The 19,531-nt window shown below is 59.3% G+C and carries 20 protein-coding genes and 1 tRNA gene; 5 read left to right on the top strand and 16 right to left on the bottom strand.

The genetic code is table 11. The features are described from left to right. Positions 1 to 80 precede the first annotated feature (80 nt). The 5 genes from gndA to E4U03_RS00850 all read right to left on the bottom strand — a co-directional run bounded on the left by gndA (position 81) and on the right by E4U03_RS00850 (position 3,048). Positions 81 to 1,559, bottom strand: a complete 1,479-nt coding sequence (gndA, locus tag E4U03_RS00870; RefSeq protein ID WP_135011112.1) for an NADP-dependent phosphogluconate dehydrogenase — start codon at positions 1,557 to 1,559, stop codon at positions 81 to 83. Positions 1,560 to 1,662: 103 nt separating this feature from the next. Continuing rightward, entirely contained in the window at positions 1,663 to 1,848 is a 186-nt protein-coding gene (locus tag E4U03_RS00865; protein WP_135011111.1) for a hypothetical protein, read from the bottom strand. Between the two features lie 26 nt (positions 1,849 to 1,874). Further along, complete coding sequence (locus E4U03_RS13060) at positions 1,875 to 2,102, bottom strand: hypothetical protein (protein ID WP_194210369.1); 228 nt, start codon at positions 2,100 to 2,102, stop codon at positions 1,875 to 1,877. 192 nt (positions 2,103 to 2,294) lie between these two features. Continuing rightward, positions 2,295 to 2,367 (bottom strand) — tRNA-Val (locus E4U03_RS00855). A gap of 264 nt (positions 2,368 to 2,631) precedes the next feature. Continuing rightward, complete coding sequence (locus tag E4U03_RS00850; RefSeq protein ID WP_416220601.1) at positions 2,632 to 3,048, bottom strand: DUF3052 domain-containing protein; 417 nt, start codon at positions 3,046 to 3,048, stop codon at positions 2,632 to 2,634. Positions 3,049 to 3,428: 380 nt separating this feature from the next. On the opposite strand from E4U03_RS00850, the gene aceE reads away from it, so the two are divergent. From aceE to fabF, 5 genes are all read left to right on the top strand, one after another. Beyond that, positions 3,429 to 6,170 (top strand): pyruvate dehydrogenase (acetyl-transferring), homodimeric type, encoded by a 2,742-nt coding sequence (aceE, locus tag E4U03_RS00845; protein ID WP_167752213.1) that lies wholly within the window; start codon positions 3,429 to 3,431, stop codon positions 6,168 to 6,170. Positions 6,171 to 6,467: 297 nt separating this feature from the next. After that, a complete protein-coding gene (locus E4U03_RS00840; protein ID WP_135011110.1) occupies positions 6,468 to 7,379 on the top strand; it encodes an ACP S-malonyltransferase in 912 nt (303 codons plus the stop codon). A 23-nt stretch (positions 7,380 to 7,402) separates the two neighbouring features. Beyond that, entirely contained in the window at positions 7,403 to 8,428 is a 1,026-nt protein-coding gene (locus tag E4U03_RS00835) for a beta-ketoacyl-ACP synthase III (RefSeq protein ID WP_135011109.1), read from the top strand. Between the two features lie 234 nt (positions 8,429 to 8,662). Further along, positions 8,663 to 8,902, top strand: coding sequence for an acyl carrier protein (locus E4U03_RS00830; protein ID WP_135011108.1), 240 nt, complete (start codon positions 8,663 to 8,665; stop codon positions 8,900 to 8,902). Between the two features lie 92 nt (positions 8,903 to 8,994). After that, positions 8,995 to 10,266: a beta-ketoacyl-ACP synthase II gene (gene fabF, locus E4U03_RS00825; RefSeq protein WP_135011107.1), complete on the top strand. Its 1,272-nt coding sequence runs from the start codon at positions 8,995 to 8,997 to the stop codon at positions 10,264 to 10,266. 97 nt (positions 10,267 to 10,363) lie between these two features. On the opposite strand, the gene E4U03_RS00820 is transcribed toward fabF, so the two are convergent. From E4U03_RS00820 to trmD, 11 genes are all read right to left on the bottom strand, one after another. After that, the gene (locus E4U03_RS00820; RefSeq protein WP_135011106.1) at positions 10,364 to 10,915 is read right to left on the bottom strand and encodes a DUF3145 family protein; all 552 of its coding nucleotides are present in this window, start codon (positions 10,913 to 10,915) and stop codon (positions 10,364 to 10,366) included. 32 nt (positions 10,916 to 10,947) lie between these two features. Beyond that, positions 10,948 to 11,943 carry a tyrosine recombinase XerC gene (locus E4U03_RS00815; protein WP_194210368.1) on the bottom strand — a complete coding sequence of 332 codons (996 nt, stop codon included), beginning with the start codon at positions 11,941 to 11,943 and terminating at the stop codon, positions 10,948 to 10,950. Positions 11,944 to 11,981: 38 nt separating this feature from the next. Then, complete coding sequence (gene dprA / locus E4U03_RS00810) at positions 11,982 to 13,232, bottom strand: DNA-processing protein DprA (RefSeq protein ID WP_135011105.1); 1,251 nt, start codon at positions 13,230 to 13,232, stop codon at positions 11,982 to 11,984. Continuing rightward, entirely contained in the window at positions 13,229 to 14,779 is a 1,551-nt protein-coding gene (locus E4U03_RS00805) for a YifB family Mg chelatase-like AAA ATPase (RefSeq protein ID WP_135011104.1), read from the bottom strand. Before E4U03_RS00805 ends, dprA begins: the two co-directional genes overlap by 4 nt. A gap of 2 nt (positions 14,780 to 14,781) precedes the next feature. Continuing rightward, positions 14,782 to 15,198 carry a YraN family protein gene (locus E4U03_RS00800; RefSeq protein ID WP_135011103.1) on the bottom strand — a complete coding sequence of 139 codons (417 nt, stop codon included), beginning with the start codon at positions 15,196 to 15,198 and terminating at the stop codon, positions 14,782 to 14,784. A gap of 279 nt (positions 15,199 to 15,477) precedes the next feature. Further along, entirely contained in the window at positions 15,478 to 15,813 is a 336-nt protein-coding gene (locus tag E4U03_RS00795) for a DUF2469 family protein (RefSeq protein ID WP_135011102.1), read from the bottom strand. After that, positions 15,810 to 16,592, bottom strand: coding sequence for a ribonuclease HII (locus E4U03_RS00790; RefSeq protein WP_245207628.1), 783 nt, complete (start codon positions 16,590 to 16,592; stop codon positions 15,810 to 15,812). Before E4U03_RS00790 ends, E4U03_RS00795 begins: the two co-directional genes overlap by 4 nt. 4 nt (positions 16,593 to 16,596) lie before the next feature. After that, positions 16,597 to 17,334 carry a signal peptidase I gene (gene lepB / locus E4U03_RS00785; RefSeq protein ID WP_135011100.1) on the bottom strand — a complete coding sequence of 246 codons (738 nt, stop codon included), beginning with the start codon at positions 17,332 to 17,334 and terminating at the stop codon, positions 16,597 to 16,599. Positions 17,335 to 17,384: 50 nt separating this feature from the next. Then, positions 17,385 to 18,041 carry a signal peptidase I gene (gene lepB / locus E4U03_RS00780; RefSeq protein WP_135011099.1) on the bottom strand — a complete coding sequence of 219 codons (657 nt, stop codon included), beginning with the start codon at positions 18,039 to 18,041 and terminating at the stop codon, positions 17,385 to 17,387. Positions 18,042 to 18,064: 23 nt separating this feature from the next. After that, on the bottom strand, positions 18,065 to 18,412 hold the full coding sequence (gene rplS, locus E4U03_RS00775) for a 50S ribosomal protein L19 (protein WP_135011098.1): 348 nt from the start codon (positions 18,410 to 18,412) through the stop codon (positions 18,065 to 18,067). A gap of 293 nt (positions 18,413 to 18,705) precedes the next feature. Then, complete coding sequence (gene trmD / locus E4U03_RS00770) at positions 18,706 to 19,527, bottom strand: tRNA (guanosine(37)-N1)-methyltransferase TrmD (RefSeq protein ID WP_135011097.1); 822 nt, start codon at positions 19,525 to 19,527, stop codon at positions 18,706 to 18,708. Between the last annotated feature and the right edge of the window lie 4 nt (positions 19,528 to 19,531).

Raw genomic sequence — 19,531 nt, 5'->3', positions numbered from 1 at the left:
TCTCTTTGATGCGATATAAATCTGTGCCCTGAGCGACGAAGCGTCAGGGCACAGATTTATATCGATGCTAGGCGTAGGGCCTAGTGGGTGTGGGAGTGTTCAGCGTTGATTTCGCTGCGGTCGCCGCTCCACTCGGTGTGCCACATGCCCTCAGAATCGATTCGGCCGTAGGTGTGAGCGCCGAAGAAGTCACGCTGCCCCTGAATCAGGGCAGCGGGTAGGCGCTTGCGGCGCAGACCGTCGTAGTAGCTCAGGGAGGACGCGAAGACAGGGACGGGCACGCCCTCGGCGGTTGCCTTAGCAACCACGCGACGCCAGGAGGGAACGAGTTCTTCCATGAGCTTCTTGAAGCCGGGGGCCAGCAGCATGTTGGCGGGGGTCTCGTCCTTGTAGGCGTTCATGATTTCACCCAGTAGTTCTGCACGGATGATGCAGCCTGCACGCCAGAGACCGGCAATGACGTCGAGCTTGAGGTCCCAGCCGTACTCATCGCCGGCTTTAGCCAGCATGTCGAGACCCTGGGCGTAGGAAACCAGCTTGGAGGCAAACAGGGCCTTGCGGACATCCTCAATAAACTCTTCGTCGCCGTTAGCAACGGCGGTGGTCGCAATCAGGCCTGCGGGTAGCTCTTCCTGGGCCTGCTTGCGGGCATCAGAGTTGCTAGAAGACAGGGCACGGGCAAATACTGACTCTGCAATACCGGAGACGGGGGCGCCCAGGTCAAGAGCGGCCTGGACGGTCCAGCGGCCGGTGCCCTTCTGGCCGGCCTCATCGACGATAACGTCGACCAGGGGCTTGCCGGTCTTAGCATCGACCTGGGCCAGAATCTCAGCGGTGATTTCGATGAGGTAGGAGTTGAGGTCGGTGGTGTTCCACTGCTTGAAGATTTCTGCCTGGGCAGCGGGTTCTAGACCTGCAACGGTGCGGAGCAGGTCGTAGGCTTCGCCGATAACCTGCATGTCAGCGTACTCGATGCCGTTGTGGACCATCTTGACGAAGTGGCCAGCACCGTCGGTTGAGATCCAGGCACAGCAGGGGTCGCCGTTGGGGGCCTTAGCGGAGATTTTTTCGAGCAGAGGGCCGAGGGATTCGTAGGACTTAGCGGAGCCACCGGGCATGATGGAGGGACCGTTGAGGGCGCCTTCTTCACCACCGGAGACACCGATACCGACGAAGTGCAGGCCCTTTTCGGCCAGGGCACGCTCGCGGCGGATGGTGTCAGGGAAGTGGGAGTTACCGCCGTCGATGATGACGTCACCTTCATCGAGCAGGGGTTCGAGCTGCTCAATGACGGCATCGACGGGGCCACCGGCCTTCACCATAATCAGGATGCGGCGGGGAGCTTCAAGAGAGTCAACCAGTTCCTGCAGGGTCTCGGTGCGGATGAAGTCGCCTTCATCGCCGTGGGCTTCGAGCAGGGCATCGGTTTTTTCAACGGAGCGGTTGTGCAGGGCTACGGTGTAGCCGTTGCGGGCCAGGTTGCGGGCCAGGTTTGCACCCATGACAGCCAGGCCGGTTACACCAATTTGTGCCTTACGAGCAGTATTGTTTTCAGTCATGTCTTAAGACTACGCTGGTCTGCTCTATTTATGCTTCAGGGCTGGGTGAGACGAAGCAAACTCTCACATTCTGGGAGGCTAACTACAGAGGCGCAGGGTTTTGTTAGGAGTCGTAGGTGTCGGTGAAGAGCACCCACAGGGCAGCAACCCCGATGACCAGAGCCACGCATGCGAAAATCGACCAGAGGGTCACCATAGCCCCCTGAGTGATAAAGAAAATCGATATCAGGAGCCAGACAACTGAGAGGAAGACTGCTGTGAAATTGCGGGGCTTAAAATTTCGGTTCATCGGGGTTGCTGTGAGTGTTTTTGTGGTTAGCGGACGCTGATAGCAGCGGGGCTGACGGTGGATGCTGTTGCTGCAGAGCCGCTGACGCTACCGCTTGCACCGGAGACGGTGTTTTCCAGGGTGACTTCGGTGGTGGAGCCGTGGGCTACCACGGAGGGAATTGATACTGCATAAGCAGGGATAGCAGCAGTGGCTAGGACGGCAGGTGCAGCCCCTGCGGTGCTCTGCAGCAGGGTGCGGCGTGAGGTAGTCAAGATAGGTTTCTCCTCTAGAGTTTATGTGTGTGCGTGGTAAAACTGAAGTTTCTAGTTTACCTATCGACACCTTCTGCTGGGGTTCTATTTACCTTGGCAAGACGCCCACACATACACCCACAGCTCTCCCCAACCTGACTACAAGAGTAGTAGAATTCAAAAAGCCCCACACCTTGGTGTGGGGCTTACTTGTGGGTCCTACCGGGATCGAACCGATGACATCCACGGTGTAAACGTGGCGCTCTACCAGCTGAGCTAAAGACCCTTGCGTCTTCCGCGTTATCTCTCGCGGCGACATGTAATACTCTACGCAGGTCAAAACAGTCGCGCAAATCGAAAACCCCCTTCGGAGCGCAAAAGCGGCCTATTTTCTGACTGTTTCAAGCAGACAAGAATCAGAAAATACCTTTTTGACATGGTGTTATATTTTTCTCAAAAAAATTATTAACTTTTTTCCACACCACCTTCTTTCAGGGCCAGAATCTACCAAAAAGGGCCTCCTGTCTAACCAGACAGAAGACCCTCATGCCTATTTCCCCTGCTTCATCACCAGGCGGAAAGCAGCCCAGTCTTGAGCGAGAGACTCAGTTGTAGTCACGTGTAGGCCCGCCAGCGGGGCAGCTTCTTGAATCTCCACCGGTGGAATGTGCCCTTCACGACCATTTTTTGGAGCCAGAAGCCATACAACTCCCCCATCATCGAGAGTTGCTAGTACATCCATGAGCCCGTCGACCAAATCGCCGTCCTCAGCGCGCCACCACAGCAAGATACCATCAACAACTTCCTGGTCGTCTTCATCCAGCAGCTCCGTACCCAGAAAATCCTCTAGGGCATCGCGCAAGTCGAAGTCGACGTCCTCATCGTAGCCAAACTCCTGCATCAGGCTGCCAGCGGGCAGGCCCAGCTTCTGACCAACAGTCTCTTTAGTAGCACCGGTGGCGCTCACGTATGTCCTCCAAAGAATCATAAGAAAGTGACGGGCTGCCATACCACAGACCCCGCATACCTGCCTTCCACCCCTTTGCTGAGCGAACTCAGGCATGCTCATAGTTCCTACTGAACACGCTTCAAGGCCCCAAATCAACAGAACACGACCAAAACAGGTCAGCTAATTTCACCCTCAGAAAAAGAAGGGGCAAGTGACGGCTAATTCACACCCCCAAACCCTTGAAACCACAACCTTAAAACCTGCAATTTGTGACAACATAGAAGAGAAGTTGTCTTAGCGCCTGCCCACCGGCCGCGCGAGGCATACATCCAAGGCTCACCGGGCACACACGTTGCTGCAGGTGAACATGTACCCCTACAACAAAGAGAGGTTGACTAGTGGGACCCTCAGAAACGAACGATCACGTTTTGAGTGCACTGACCAACAGCTTCACCGACATTGATCCCGAAGAGACCAGCGAGTGGATTGAGTCCTTCGACGACCTGGTCGAAGCTCACGGCACCGAACGTGCACAGTTCATCGTGCGCTCACTCATGCAGCGCGCAGGCCAGAAGTCGATCACCGTACCCATGGTGACCACCACTGACTACGTCAACACCATTCCTGTCGACCAGGAACCCGAATACCCCGGCGACGAGCAGATTGAACGTCGCTACCGCGCTATGCTGCGTTGGAACGCTGCCATGATGGTTCAGCGTGCCCAGAAAGCTACCATTGGCGTAGGCGGCCACATCTCCTCCTACGCGGGCGTAGCTACCCTCTACGAAGTAGGTTTCAACCACTTCTTCCGCGGCCGCAACCACCCCGGTGGCGGCGACCAGATTTTCTTCCAGGGCCACTCATCTCCCGGTAACTACGCACGCGCCTTCCTCGAAGGCCGCATTACCGAAGAGCAGCTCGACGGCTTCCGTCAGGAAAAGACCAAGCAGGGCACCCACCTGCCCTCCTACCCCCACCCCCGTAACCTGCCTGACTTCTGGCAGTTCCCCACGGTTTCCATGGGCCTTGGTCCCCTGAACGCCATCCACCAGGCACAGTTCAACAAGTACCTGCACAACCGCGGCATCAAGGACACCTCAGACCAGCACGTCTGGGCCTTCCTGGGTGACGGCGAAATGGACGAACCCGAGTCACGCGGCGCCCTGCAGCTGGCTGCCAACGACAAGCTCGATAACCTGACCTTCGTGGTCAACTGCAACCTGCAGCGCCTGGACGGCCCCGTTCGCGGTAACGGCAAGATCGTTCAGGAACTTGAAGCTTTCTTCCGTGGTGCAGGCTGGAACGTCATCAAGGTCCTCTGGGGCCGTGAATGGGACTCCCTGCTCGAGAAGGACAAGTCCGGCAAGCTCGTCCGCATCATGAACGAGACCCGCGACGGTGACTACCAGACCTACAAGGCTGAGTCCGGCGGCTTCATCCGCGAGCACTTCTTCGGCCAGACCCCTGAGACCAAGGAACTCGTTGCGGACATGACCGACGACGAAATCTGGGCCATGAAGCGCGGTGCTCACGACTACCACAAGGTCTACTCAGCCTTCAAGGCAGCTGTTGAGCACAAGGGTCAGCCCACCGTGGTTCTTGCTCAGTCTGTTAAGGGTTACGGCCTGGGTGCCTCCTTCGAGGCCCGCAACGCCACCCACCAGATGAAGAAGCTGTCAATGGAAGACCTGAAGCAGTTCCGCGATCACCTGCGAATCCCCATTTCTGACGAAGAGCTGGAGAAGGACCTCTACAACCCACCCTACTACCACCCCGGTAAGGACTCCGAAGAGTACAAGTACCTCATGGCCCGCCGTGAGGAACTGGGCGGCTTCGTCCCCTCCCGCAAGAACATCCAGCCCAAGATTACCCTGCCCTCAGATAAGGCCTACAAGGGTGCACTCAAGGGCACCGGTAAGCAGATGGCTGCTACCACCATGACTTTCGTGCGTCTGCTCAAGGACCTCATGCGTGAGAAGGACTTCGGCCACCGCATCGTGCCCATCATCCCCGATGAGGCTCGAACCTTCGGCATGGACTCCTACTTCCCCACCGCCAAGATTTACAACCCCAATGGCCAGAACTACTTGGCTGTTGACCGTGAACTCATGCTGGCCTATAAGGAATCACCCGAGGGCAAGATTATTCACGTAGGCATCAACGAGGCTGGCGGTACCGCTGCCTTCACCGCCGTAGGCTCCTCCTACGACACCCACGGCGAACCCATGATTCCCGTCTACATCTTCTACTCGATGTTCGGTTTCCAGCGCACCGGCGATGCCTTCTGGGCAGCAGCTGACCAGCTGACCCGCGGCTTCATCATGGGCGCAACTGCCGGCCGCACCACCCTTACCGGTGAAGGCCTGCAGCACGCAGACGGCCACTCACCGATTCTGGCTGGCACCCACCCGGCAGTGATCCACTACGACCCTGCCTACGGTTACGAAATCGGCCACATCGTCAAGCGCGGTATCGAGCACATGTACGGTGACAAGAACGAAGACCACAACGTCATGTACTACATCACCGTCTACAACGAGCCCATTCAGCACCCCGCTGAACCCGAGAACCTCGATATTGACGGCCTGCTCGGCGGTATCTACCGTCTGCACGAGGCAAAGGATGACGGCCCCCGCGCCCAGCTTCTGGCCTCAGGCGTTGCAGTTCCCTGGGCTGAAAAGGCACAGCAGATTCTGGCCGAGGACTGGGGCGTCTCAGCAGACGTCTGGTCAGTTACCTCATGGACCAACCTGCGCCGCGACGGCCTCGCTGCCGAGCGCGAGCTGCTGACCAACCCGTCCGCCGCCCCTCGCACCCCCTTCGTTGCCCAGCAGCTTGAGGGTGCAACCGGTCCCATCGTTGCCGTGTCTGACTACCAGACCGACCTGATGGACGGCATCCGCCAGTTCGTTCCCAACGAATTCGCAACCCTGGGTGCAGACGGCTTCGGCTTCTCAGACACCCGCGCCGGTGCCCGCCGCTTCTTCAAGATTGACGCCGAGTCCATCGTCGTCCGTACCCTGCAGATGCTGGCTAAGCGAGGCGAAGTCCCCGCCGACGCACCTGCTAAGGCCTTCGAGAAGTACGACCTGAACAACATCAATGCAGGCACCTCAGGTACCGCCGGTGGCGACGCCTAAGCCCCTGTGCTGACAAGTTCCTAGCTCACAGCGAGTCCTAGATTCGCGCTGAGTGTAAGGGCGGCCCCCACGATTATCGTGGGGGCCGCTTTTGTTCTGGGCAGTCCTTGGCCTAGTCGGTCTTACCCTCTAGCTTTCTTGGGCCGAAGCCCTTAGCTGTGAGTTTTCTTGGGTTTTGAGATTGAACAGCTGTGCCGTCCCAGCTGGCCTGCTAACAGGAGTAGGATAGTTATTTGAACAAAGCGCTAGAAACTTTCAAGTTCTAGGTCTCAAACTCTATTTTCAAGGCGGTTACGCGTGATAGCACTGGTGTGCCCCGGCCAGGGGTCGCAGAAGCCCGGGTTCCTCTCAAACTGGTTAGACGTCGACGAGGTACGCCCCCACCTCGAGCGGCTCTCTGAGGCTGTAGAACTTGACCTGGTTCATTACGGCACCGAGGCCGATGAGGAAACCATCAAGGACACCGCTGTTGCCCAGCCCCTGATTGTGGCAGCTGGTCTTGTCACCGGTCGCCTAGCCCAGAAGACCCTAGAGGGCCAGAAGCTTGTCTTTGCCGGTCACTCGGTAGGTGAAATTACCGCTTCAGCCCTAGCAGGTGTGCTCACAGAAGAGGACGCCATGCGGTTTATCAAGGTGCGTGCCGATAGCATGGCTCAGGCAGCTGCCGCTATCCCCACCGGCATGGCCGCCGTGCTCGGCGGAGTTGAGGACGACGTCCGCGCCGCTATCGCCGAAGCCAACCTCACCGCCGCTAACTCGAACGGCGGCGGACAGATTGTAGCCGCGGGTTCCCTCGACGCTCTTGCAGCTTTCGCCGAGAACCCGCCCGCCAAGACCCGCGTGATTCCGCTGAAGGTAGCCGGTGCCTTCCATACCGACTACATGGCAGCAGCCCAGGGGCCCTTAGCAGACTTTGCGGCAGGCCTCTCCCCCGCAGAACCGACTGCGCAGCTGCTCTCAAACTTCGATGGCCAGCCCGTTGCCACGGGGGCAGCGGCCCTTGAATCGCTGGTTACCCAGGTGACCCGCCCCGTCCGCTGGGACCTGTGCATGGCAACCCTCGCGGAGCGGGAAGTTACCCGCCTGGTTGAGGTTGCTCCCGCCGGTACCCTCGTGGGCCTGGCCAAGCGCGGTATGCGCGGCACACCGGCGTCCGCCATCAACACCCCTAATGACCTTGTAGCCCTAGCCCGGGCTCTCCAGGCCTAAAGTTTTCCCGAAAGGACTTCACGATGCCTACTCTCAAGCAGGTTGAGCCCAACCGCTACTCCCGCATTCTGGGCTACGGAGCTGCCCGCCCCGACCTAATCGTCACCAACGACGATATTGCCGGCCCGATTGACTCCTCAGATGAATGGATCGTTCAGCGCACCGGCATTAAGACCCGCCACCGTGCCTCAGAAAAGATCTCTGTAACAGACCTTGCAGTAGGAGCTGCACAGGACGCTCTGGCCACCTCAGGCGTGCAAGGTGAAGAGCTGGATGCCGTCATCGTCGCCACTATCTCCCACCCCTACGCAACCCCCGCCCTCGCGACCCTGGTAGCTGAAGCTGTGGGTTCCAAGGCGCCCGCTTACGATATTTCGGCAGCCTGTGCAGGCTTCTGCTACGGCATTGCCCAGGCGGACGCCCTGGTGCGCTCCGGCACCGCCCAGAAGGTTCTGGTCATCGGCGTTGAAAAGCTCTCAGACTTCATCGACAACACCGAACGCACCATTTCCTTCCTGCTCGGTGACGGTGCTGGTGCGGCGGTCGTAGGTGCTTCCGATGATCCCGGCATTGGCCCCACTATCTGGGGTTCGGACGGCGAGCGCTGGGGCGCTGTGGGCATGACCCATTCCATGCTTGATATCCGCAACCGTGATTTTGTGGCTAACCCGGTACAGGAGGGCGAGAAGCTTTGGCCGACCCTGCGCCAGGACGGTCAGACGGTCTTCCGTTGGGCTGTCTGGGAGATGGCTAAGGTCGCTCAGAAGGCTCTTGATGCTGCCGGAATTACCGCAGATGACCTGGGAGCGCTGGTGACCCACCAAGCCAACATGCGCATTATCGACCAGATGGTGAAAACCCTGAAGCTACCCGAGAGCGTTGTGGTGGCCCGCGATATCGAGTGTTCAGGTAACACCTCTGCTGCCTCTGTTCCGCTAGCTGCCCACCAGCTGCTCCAGGACAACCCCGACCTCTCTGGCAAGTTTGCCCTGCAGATTGGTTTCGGCGCGGGTCTGGCCTACGCGGCCCAGGTTGTTATGCTCCCCTAACCTGCCCTGTACCGGGTCGGTGGAGCGGGCGTCCGCACCGTATTTTGACAAAATGTTAGATTTATTTCAAAAATTAGGTGGCGTCACAGCTTAGCTTTGTGCGGGCTAGGGGCTACACTCAATTTTGGAAGCTAAAGTGGGCTCTGCCCACTTATCCCTCACCCGCTGTGCACCCCTGCGCGGTGAGTTACATCAGTGGCCCCACGCCACTCATACTAAGACGAAGGAGCCATCATGGCAAATCAGAACGAAATCCTCGCAGGTCTTGCAGAAATCGTGAACGAAGAGACCGGTGTAGAGGTTGAGGACGTCCAGCTCGAGAAGTCCTTCACCGAAGACCTGGACATCGACTCCATCTCAATGATGACCATCGTTGTGAACGCTGAGGAAAAGTTCGGCGTTACCATTCCCGACGAAGAGGTCAAGAATCTGAAGACCGTCGGCGACGCTGTTAACTTCATCGCTAACGCCTAAGTCGCGTTGACCAGGTTGGGCACGGTCTTATCGTGCCCAACCTGCTTTTTATTCTTTACCCCAACCCAAGACTGTATTCGAAGGAATGAAGCATGACTCGTAAAGTTGTGGTCACCGGCCTCGGCGCCACCACCCCCATCGGTGGGGATGTTCCGACGACCTGGGAAAATGCGCTTGCAGGTGTCTCAGGCATCACCACTATTGAAGAGCCCTGGGTTGAGGAATTCGACCTGCCGGTTTCGATTGCTGGCCGTGTGGCTGTAGACGCTGTTGAGTCGGGCCGCCTGACCAAGGTTGAGGCGAAGCGCCTGGACCCCTCGGGTCAGCTGGCTTTGGTTGCTGCGCGCGAGGCCTGGGAGAACGCCGGTTTCAGCGGCCCTGACGCTGAGGCTGCCGAAGAGTGTGATCCACTGCGAACCGCGGTTGCTTTTGGTACCGGTATCGGTGGTGTGTGGACTCTGCTTGATGCCTGGGATACTCTGCGCGAGAAGGGCCCGCGCCGTATGCTGCCTATGACGGTTCCCATGCTGATGCCCAACTCAAATGCAGCTGCCGTCTCGATGAACTTGAAGGCCCGTGGCTCTGCCCAGACAGTGGTGTCCGCTTGCGCTTCATCGACCGAGGCTCTCGAACTAGGCCTGATGCTGATTCGCTCGGGTAAGGCCGATGTGGTGATTGCCGGTGGTTCTGAGGCCGCGATCCACCCCATGACGATTGGCGCTTTTGCGAAGATGCAGGCCCTGTCGACCCGTAACGATGACCCTGCTGGAGCTTCCCGCCCCTACGATACCGGCCGCGACGGTTTTGTGATGGGTGAGGGTGGTGCTGCACTGATTCTCGAATCTGAGGAGCACGCGCTGGCCCGCGGTGCCCGTATCTACGCGGAGCTGGCTGGCACCGGCGTCTCAGCGGACGCCCACCACATCACCGCTCCCGACCCGGCTGCTCTGGGTGCTACCCGTGCCCTGCAGGAGGCACTGGCCGATGGCGGTATTTCTCCCGAACAGGTAGTACACGTCAATGCGCACGCAACTTCTACTCCCGTGGGTGATATTCCCGAGTCCCTGGCTCTGCGTGAGGTCTTCGGTGAGCACACCGGCAAGGTAGCTGTATCTGCAACCAAGTCAATGACAGGTCACCTGCTCGGCGGTGCCGGTGCTCTTGAAGCTGTGCTGACTGTTCTTGCGGTTTACCACCGTAAGGCTCCCTGCACCATTAACCTGGAGAACAAGGACCCCGAGATTGACCTTGATGTTGTTACCGAGGCTCGGGACCTTCCTGCCGGTGAGATTATTGCTGTCTCGAACTCCTTTGGCTTTGGTGGCCACAACGCTGTAGCGGCTTTCCGTAGCGTCAGCAACTAGCACCGTGCTGGTCTAGCGTGTGAAAAGGGCCCTTCTGCGCGAACCCTGGTTCGGGCAGAAGGGCCCTTTTCTGTGCTCTGGGGCGGGTGCTCTTGCCTTAGGCCCGGAGCCTGACGGTAGCGCTGGTCGATGAGGCGTTAGGGCGCAGGGGCTCAAGTTCGTCGTCCCAGAGCTGGCCAACGGCTGCAGAGAACTGCCGGTAGAGTTCATCGAAATTACCGGCTGCCTTTTCGAAGGCATAGCGGATGCGGTCTTCGGTCACGGTGAAGTTGCCCTGTAGGTCTACCGGTAGGGTACAGATGCCAAGTTCGGGGGTGTGCATGATGCGTAATGCGTCAGAGGTTGCGGTGCGGCGCTCGGTGACTTCAAAATAGCTGCCCTTGAAGTGACGGAGGGTGGAGGCGATGAGGGCTGCTCCCCCGCTGTTGCCCTGCCAGCTGATATCTGCACGGTGGTAGCCCGGTTTCTGGGGTTGGGCTTGCCAGGTGGGGGTCAGCCGGTGGGCAGTGAGATTTTCAAGAGCCCAGGTAACGTGGCTTGTGAGGGCTGAGGGGACAGCCAGCAGAAAGATAAAACCACCGGTAGGGTTGCCGGTAGTCTCTGGCGGTAGGGGGACGGGCTGGCCGGTCTTTTCTGCTGGTGAAAACATGGTCTTCCCATCCTATACCTTCTGCCTTATCTTTAGGCCCGGGGGTGAGCCCTGCTATAGGCCTGGGCAAGACGGTCTACCGAGACGTGGGTGTAGACCTGGGTGGTTGCTAAAGAACTGTGCCCAAGAAACTCTTGGACGGCTCTGATGTCGGCTCCCCCATCGACCATGTGGGTTGCTGCTGTATGGCGGAAGACGTGGGCGCCTGTGGCTTCGGTGTCTTCCAAGGTACCCAGGAGGGTGGTGAGGTCTTGGCGAATCTGCCGGGGGTTGGCGCGTTTACCCTGGGGGCCGATGAAGAGGGCGTGTTGAGCTGGGGCGCTTTTAGCTGCCTCTGTCTCGGGAAGCCACTGCGGGCGTCCTGCCACAACCCACCGGTTGAGGGCCTGCATAGCCTGGGCCCCGAAGGGCACAACCCGCTCTTTATTGCCCTTACCCAGCACGCGCAGGGTTCGCTGGTTACGGTCAATGCTTGCTAGGTCGAGACCGGTAAGTTCTGAGATGCGCAACCCGCTGGCGTAGAGTAGCTCCACCACCGCTTGAAGACGCAGGAGTCGGGCGTCCCGCGGGGCCTGCTCCAGAGCTGCTGTCAGGGTTGTGGTGAGCGCCTGCATCTGGGCTTCGCTGAGTACCGAGGGCAGGTGGTTGCTCTTCTTGGGGGTAGTGAGTTTGAGTGCCGGGTTGGCTTGGAGGAGTTCTTCTTCCTCCGCCCAGGTAAAGAAGGTCCGCAAGGACGAGGACCGCCTGGCCATAGAGCTCCGGGCAGCTTGTTTGCGGTGATGGTAGGCTAGCCAGTCTCGAATGACTTCAAGGGTGATGTGGGATAGGTGGGTGGTGCCGTGCCTGCGGGCGTGGGCAAAGAAATCGGTGAGATCGGAAACGTAGGCCCGAATTGTTTGGGGTGAGCGGTGGAGCTCGTAGGTGAGGTAGCGTTCAAAGGCTTCAAGGGCTCGTACGAACTCTCGGTCCTCGTCAACCGTGGAGGCCCCGATTTTGAGGGTGGTGGGTAGCTGGTCAGCAGGGTGCACCGTACCGCTCCTTTCTACCGGTGGCTGAGATCAGGTCTTCATTCTATCCCCCCGGAGCTTTCCGCCGATGGTTTGGTTTTTCGCCAGCCCATGCCTTCCTGCTCTGCGAGGTTGAGTCGGTTGAGCTGGGCTAGGGCAATCATGACGGTTCGGGCAGGTAGCGCAAGGTCAGCACTGAGCTGTTCAACGGTAGCCGGAGTGCGGAGGGGCAGTACATCCCACACCCGTCTTTGAGTTTCGGTGAGCGAATCCAGGAGCTGCTGGTGGGCAGAAGGAGCTGCAAATAGGCTGGTTTGTTCTGCAGCTATCTCCGAGGTTCTGTCGTCAAGAATCTGCCGGGCATCGGTCACAAGCTGGGCTAGACCGTCTCGAATCAGACGGTGGCAGCCTTCTGAGGTCGGTGAAAAGATAGGGCCGGGTACAGCATAGACGGGGCGCCCCAGTTCTAGGGCATGATGAGCGGTGTTGAGCGCGCCACTGCGCCAGCGGGCTTCAACAACTATGCTGGCCCCGGTGAGAGCGGCGATGAGCCGATTACGTTGGAGGAACCTGTAACGGGTGGGGTTCTGCCCCAGGGGAACCTCGCTCAGCAACAGGCCCCGTTCAATAATCTCGTGTAGCAGGCGTTCATTGGGCTTGGGGTAGAGACGGTCAAGGCCTCCCGCCATCAACGCTACGGTGGGCAGGGAAGACGTCGCCGTAGCGAGAGCTGCTCGATGGGCGGTGGCATCTACACCAAAGGCTCCGCCTGAGACCACCGTATAGCCCCGGTTTGCTAGTTCACCGGCCAGGTGGCTGGTTGCTGAGTTACCGTAGGAGCTGACATCGCGGGACCCCACTACCGCATAACTCTTTTCGGTGGTGAGCTGGGCCAGTAGCTGGCGGTCTCCTCTGCCCCAGAGGCCGACCGGAGTTTTTTCTGCGAGGTCATTCAAGGCCTGTGGCCAGTCTGGGTCTTCGGGTATACACAGCCAGCTGCTGCTGGCCCGGGCTAAAGCCATATCCTGTTGAACGCTGATACCTGCCCGCCTGCTCTTCCACCGCTGTGTCCGTTCGCCGATGGCACTAGCGAGGGCAGGTGCCGCAGAGAGATCGTGTGCTCCAGCTTCCTCAAGGTGGCGGGCTAGAAGACGTGGAGTGAGCTCCTGACGGCCGGTGAGGTAGTCGGCGGCACGGACCGGGCCCACTAACCGAAGCAGGGTGTAGGTGGCGACGTCCTCGGGGTCGGTAATGCGCAGGATCTCGGTGCGGGCTCTACGAATATCGTGGTGGGGGTCGTGATGTGTCATGTCTGGTAGCTTTCAGTGGCGTGGTTGCGGAAGTAGAGGGCAAGGTCAAGGTGGTCTCGGCTGGGGCTGGTTGATCCATCTAAATCGGCTAAAGTCCAGGCGGTTCGTAGCACTCGGTCATAGCCGCGGGCTGTGAGGGTGCCGTGGTCCAGGGCAGTGGAGAGGGACGAGGTAAGTTGAGCTGAAAGCTTGAGAGGGCCGCGCAGAATCTTGCCGTTCGTCTCAGCGTTTGTAGTCACGCCCAGCGGGGTCAGTCTTTCCGCCTGGGCTTTGCGGGCTTGGCTGACCCGATAACGGATTTCCTCTGAGCTTTCGTTGGTGCCGCTGGTAGCGAGGCCGGCGGCCGTTACTTTAGGAACACTGATATGAAGATCAATACGGTCGAGCAGGGGCCCCGATAGCCGACTGAAATAGGATCTTCGCTCTCGACTGGTACAGGTGCAGTCTAGGCCGCGCCCCACGTTATAACCGCAGGGGCAGGGGTTGGCAGCTAAAACGAGTTGGAACCTAGCCGGGTACCGGGCTGAAGCAGCTGAGCGACTAATAATGACTTCGCCGCTTTCGAGGGGCTGGCGCAGAGAATCTAGAACGCTGCGCTTAAACTCCGGGGCTTCATCAAGAAAAAGGACGCCCCGGTGCGCCTTTGAGATGCACCCCGGCTTAGGCAGCCCGGCACCGCCTCCCATAATCGCTGGTGCGCTGGCAGTATGGTGGGGCGCTTCGAAGGGCGGTCTGGTCATCAGTTCGGTGAGCGGTTCACCCGAGCGGCAGAGCGAGTGCACCGCGGTGACATCCAGGGCTTCTTGTGGTGTGAGCGGAGGAAGAATACCGGGGAGGCGTTCTGCCAGCATGGTCTTGCCAGAACCGGGTGGGCCGGTCAGCAACAGGTGGTGACCACCTGCAGCTGCTATTTCAAGGGCTAGGCGCCCCTCGGCCTGCCCGGCAACATCTGCCATATCAGCGCTCTGCTGCGGGCTGTTGGGCTCCGCAACGGTCTTCTGGATCCCCACCTGAGCTGGTCTTTTGAGTTTTTCTGGTTCGGGGCAGCCCAGGAGTTCAAACACTTCAGCGAGACAGCTGACCCCGGTCACTTCAACCCCCTCTATGAGGGCTGCTTCTTGGGCATTACCCTCGGGTACAACTACCCGCTCATGCCCGGCATCGCGGGCCGCTTTGACGGCAGGTAGTACTCCGGGAACCTGTCGCACGCTCCCATCGAGACCGACTTCGCCCAGGAAGACCATGCGACCTGATGAACCTAGCTGCCCCGCCGCCTGCTGGGCTGCAACCAACATGGCCACATCAAATGCCGAGCCGCGTTTGGGAAGGGTAGGCGGGGTGAGGTTGATGGTGAGTTTCTGGGGTGGTAGGGGCAGCCCGGAGTTCTTCGAGGCAGACCGTACCCGATCTTTGGCTTCGTTCAAAGAACTATCGGGCAAGCCGAGCAGGACGAAGCCGGGTAGGGCAGATGAGATATCGGCTTCTACTTCGACGAGATAACCGGTGACGCCCACCAGGGCAACCGAATAGGTTCGTGCGAAGGCCACGGCTACACCACCGCCTGCCGATGCTCGAAAGTGAAATCCGTGGGGCTCCCGCACAGGGCAATAGCGTCTACTCTCATGGTGGAATAGGGAGCCCGGTTTTCTGCTAACCAGGCGTAGGCCAGTTGTCGTAGCATCTGGCATTTCCGGGCAGTAATGGATTCAAGCGGGTGCCCGTAGCCCGCACCAGAACGGGTTTTAACCTCGATAAAGACCAGGGTTTGGTCGCTATCGCGCATAATCAAATCAAGTTCACCACTCCACCGCGGCCGCTCTTCAGTTCGTGCAGGCCGCCAGTTACGAGCTAAGAGGGTATAGCCTTGCCGTTCTAAGACCGCCAGGGCGATATCTTCACCCCAGCGCCCCACCTCTTTGGGCCGCAAGGACGCATGGGGCGAGGATGGCTGTAATGCGGGGTTCATGGGGGCCTCCTTCAAGTATCAGGGTTAGCCCCATCATGACCTGCCAGGTCTGATTCTACCTACCTCTGTACTGGCTGTGGATATCCACTCCTCCCTATACCAACAGGTCAGCACCAGATAGACCCCATCTGCACGCTCGTAAACGGTACAGCCATGACGCAACCATGACGCCCCGCACGTCCTTATCCCCAGCCAGCTGCACCGGGCGTCCTCGCATCTCTGTATACGAAAAACCCGCCCCTTCCCTCACAGGAAGGAGGCGGGCTCACACGCTAGCTTTTAGGCCGAACCGGGGTCGAAATCACTCATGGTCGGCACGATCAGGTCTTCGGCGGCAGCGCGTTCTTCAACGTTCACATCGCGCACCGAATACACCTTCACGTTCTTAACAAACCGAGACTGGCGGAAAATATCCCACACCCACACGTCCTGCATCTCAACCTCAAAGTACAGAGACCTGTCAGCAGTTCGCGGGGTCACCTGCACCTGGTTGGCCAGGTAAAAACGGCGATCGGTCTCAACGATATAGGTAAAGAGCTCAGCTACATTCTTGTACTCTTCATACAGAGCTAGCTGGGCACCTGACTCGTAGCTCTCAAGATCCTCTTGGCTCATACTTCTTCCTTCTCTCGTTCCACCATAGCCTGCTGGATTTGTGCCTCGGTAGCCGGCAACGACCAGCTCAGCCGATGCAAGGGGGTTGGCCCCATCGTTTCTATCGCGGTGCGGTGGGCACCCGACCCGTAGCCCTTATTTTTCACCCAGCCGTAATCGGGGTAGCACACGTCCAGCTCGTCCATAAGGGTATCGCGCTCCACCTTAGCCACCACCGAGGCTGCCGCGATAGAGGCGCAACGGTAGTCCCCCTTAGTCTCCATCTGCACCGGCCCGAACCAGCCACCGGACTCCCCCGCCAGACCTGCCCAGGCTTCAGCCACCAGCCCACGGTAGAGGGCAGTTGCCGGATCAAGGTCTGCAAAAAGGTCAGCCTCGGGAGCAGAAAGCCAGTTATGCTTGCCGTCCAAGAGGACGGCGTCAGGGTAGGCCCCAGCCCGGGCCACCTGGGCAAGAGCCCGCTGCCCCGCTAAACGCAGGGACGTGGTGATACCCAGAGCATCGATTTCAGCAGGGCTGGCGTGCCCCACCGCAGTCACGGCCCACTGCTTCACCTGCGGAGCCATGGCCACCCGCTTTTTCTCGGTCAGGGCCTTGGAATCGATGAGCCCCTCGATGCTGAGCTGGGCGCTCGCATCAATCACGGCGACCCCCACGGTGACCGGCCCGGCCAGTGGACCGCGCCCCACCTCGTCCATACCCGCCACCAGGGTCTTGCCCGCTGCAAAGAGCTGGGTTTCGACGCTCAGATCAGCGGACGCGGGTTCTTTAGCTGGCACGGTCTTACTCGGTATCGGGTACATCGGCAAAGACATCGCTGGCCTCACCAATGAAAGTGAAGCTAGACAGGGGCCAGGCAACCACGAAGACTTCGCCCACGACGTCGGCGTCGTTGATGAACTCGGTGCCGGTCTGAATATGGTAGCGGGAGTCAGCAGAATTAGAGCGGTTATCGCCCATGACGAAGTAGGAGTTCTGGGGGACAATCACGTCGAAGGGAAGCTCCGTGGGGCTTACACCGGGCTTGAGGTAGGTCTCGTCAATTTCTACGCCGTTGACGGTGATGCGGCCATCGGCAGTACCCACGATGTGGTCACCGCCCACGCCAATCACACGCTTGACCAGGTAGTTTGATGAGCTATCGGGCATCACTCCCACAAAGGCTAGGGCATCGCGCACGGGGTTAGAGCTGGTAGAGACCGGCATCCAGCCCTGGGTGTCCTTGAAGACCACGATGTCACCGCGCTCGGCTTCGGTGAACAGTCCACCTGCCACGTTCACAAAAACGCGGTCGTTGATCTGCAGGGTATCTTCCATAGAACTAGAAGGAATGTAGAACCCGCGAACCACAAAGGTTTTCAGCAGGAAGGCGATGAGCACCGCGTAGAGGATAATCAGGGCGTACTCTTTGACCGCGCTGTTTTCGCGGCGGCGCTTGCCGCCGCGGGGTTTATCGGTCGAGGCTGTGGTGGCGTCCTGTGCCGCTGCCTCGATGCTGTCTGAGTTTTTCTGCTGCTCCATGAGCCCGCACCCTTCTGCTGTGAACGTGTTTAGAGGATAGTTTAGTGGTTTTAGCTGGGAGCTTGACCAAAGCGGTGGGCCGGCCAGGTGATGAAGACCGGGGTGCCGATGATTTTCTCGGTGCGAATCATACCGCCACCGGGCGCCCCTAGCAGGGCCCGGGAGTCAGCGGACGCCGAGCGGTGGTCGCCCATCACCCACATGCGTCCTTCGGGCACCTGCACGCTAAAGCTCACCTCACTGGCGCTGTCGCCGGGGTAAAGATAGGACTCTTCGGAAGGCTGCTCGTTGATTAGAAGATAGCCCTGGGCGTCGCAGCATTCGACGGTATCGCCAGCTACCCCGATGACGCGCTTGATGTAGACCGTATCTGAGCCCACTAACCCGAGCCACTGCCCCGCGGTTCTGAGCGGGTCACGCACCCAGGGGCTGCCGGGCACATAGGGGGCAAAGGAGCCGGTACCGTCAAAGACGACCACATCGCCGCGCTGGGGCTCGGTAGCTAGTTTTGAGACTAGAATACGGTCACCCGGTTCGTAGGTGGGTTCCATGGAGCTTGAGGGTATGTAGAACACATCAATGAAAAAGGAACGAGCCACCAGGAACACGGTGAAGGCGAGGGCTGCGGCGACAGCAACAAGGCGCCAGCCCTGTAGAAAGGGTTGGCGCCTTGCCTCAGAAGAGTCGGCGTTTACGCCAGTCTCCATAAATCTGGTGAAACCTAAATGGCTTAGGCTTCGCGCTTCTCGCGGATACGAGCAGCCTTACCGTGGCGGTCGCGCATGTAGTAGAGCTTTGCACGGCGGACGTCACCGCGGGTGACAACCTCGATCTTTTCGATGACGGGAGAGTGTACGGGGAAGGTACGCTCTACGCCAACACCGAAGGAAACCTTGCGGACGGTGAAGGTTTCGCGGACGCCAGCACCCTGACGGCCAACAACGAAGCCCTTGAAGACCTGGACACGGCTACGGTTACCTTCAACAATGTTGACGTGTACGTTCAGGGTGTCGCCGGGGCCGAACTCGGGGATGTCGGTGCGAAGTGACTTGTTATCAATGAAGTCAAGAGTCTGCATTGAGTTTCTCCGTGAATATCTCTGCCGCAGGTCAAACATATTCGGTGTATGTCGCAGGCAGTGTCTAGGGGTCACCGGGTGGTGCCAGACTGATGCTGTCTGCGATGAATTCTTTACTCACCGTGCTCTGAACGGTCAGAGCCGGTGGTTCACGCTGTTATAGGTCGCTCTTCCCCCTGCGGCAGGGGCGTGCCCAGCATGAACACAAAGAAAAATTATCCCACAGAAAACCCACCCGCGCCAGGGGTGCCGGGGCAGGCGTCCGCGTGTTGCTTGTGAGCTTACCTACTTTACTAGCCTTCGTTCGCGAGCCCGGCCTCGCGCTCAGCTTTTTTGGCAGCTTTCTGCTCGGTGTGCAGCTCCTGCAGGAGCTTGCGGTCTTTCCTGGCCCAGTTCTCTGCGGGGTAGGCCTTGACCATGTCGGGGCGGCGGGCGAAGGTGCGCTTGATTTGCTCGTCGCGGCGCCAGCGGGCAATGGCACCATGGTTACCAGAGAGCAGGACGGGCGGCACCTGCTGGTTTCGCCAGGTAGCGGGCTTGGTGTAGACCGGGTGCTCCAGCAGCCCGCCGGTATGGGACTCTTCAGCCAGAGACTCGGGATTGCCCATAGCACCGGGAATCAGGCGGGTAATGGCCTCAATCATCACCATCACGGCCACTTCACCCCCGTAGAGCACGTAGTCGCCGATTGATACGGGCAGCACCCTAAATTCCTGTTCAGCCCAGTCCAGCACCCGCTCGTCAATGCCTTCGTAGCGGGCCGGGGCGAATACGATGTGCTCTTCTTCTGCCAGGTCGTAGGCCAGCTGCTGGTTGAAGACGGTGCCAGCTGGTGAGGGCACGATGAGCAGGGGTTTGCCCCCGTCCGCCCGTGCGGACGCCGGTGAGGCGGCAAGCGCCTGATCCAGGGCAAGGCCCCAGGGTTCGGGTTTCATAACCATGCCTGCTCCCCCGCCGTAGGGGGTATCGTCAACAGTTTTATGCCGGTCAAGGGCGAAGTCACGCAGGTTAGTCAGGTGCAGGTCGACCTTGCCCGATTCGCGGGCTTTGCCCATGAGGGAAAGCTCTAGCGGGGCCAGGTATTCGGGGAAGATGGTGATGACGTCAAAGCGCATGAGC

Origin of the sequence: Rothia nasimurium, assembly GCF_004569295.1 — a bacterium.
In the GTDB taxonomy this organism is placed as follows: domain Bacteria; phylum Actinomycetota; class Actinomycetes; order Actinomycetales; family Micrococcaceae; genus Rothia; species Rothia nasimurium_B.
Note: the sequence above shows the minus strand (reverse complement) of the source record. Positions and strands in the feature narration are given on the sequence as shown.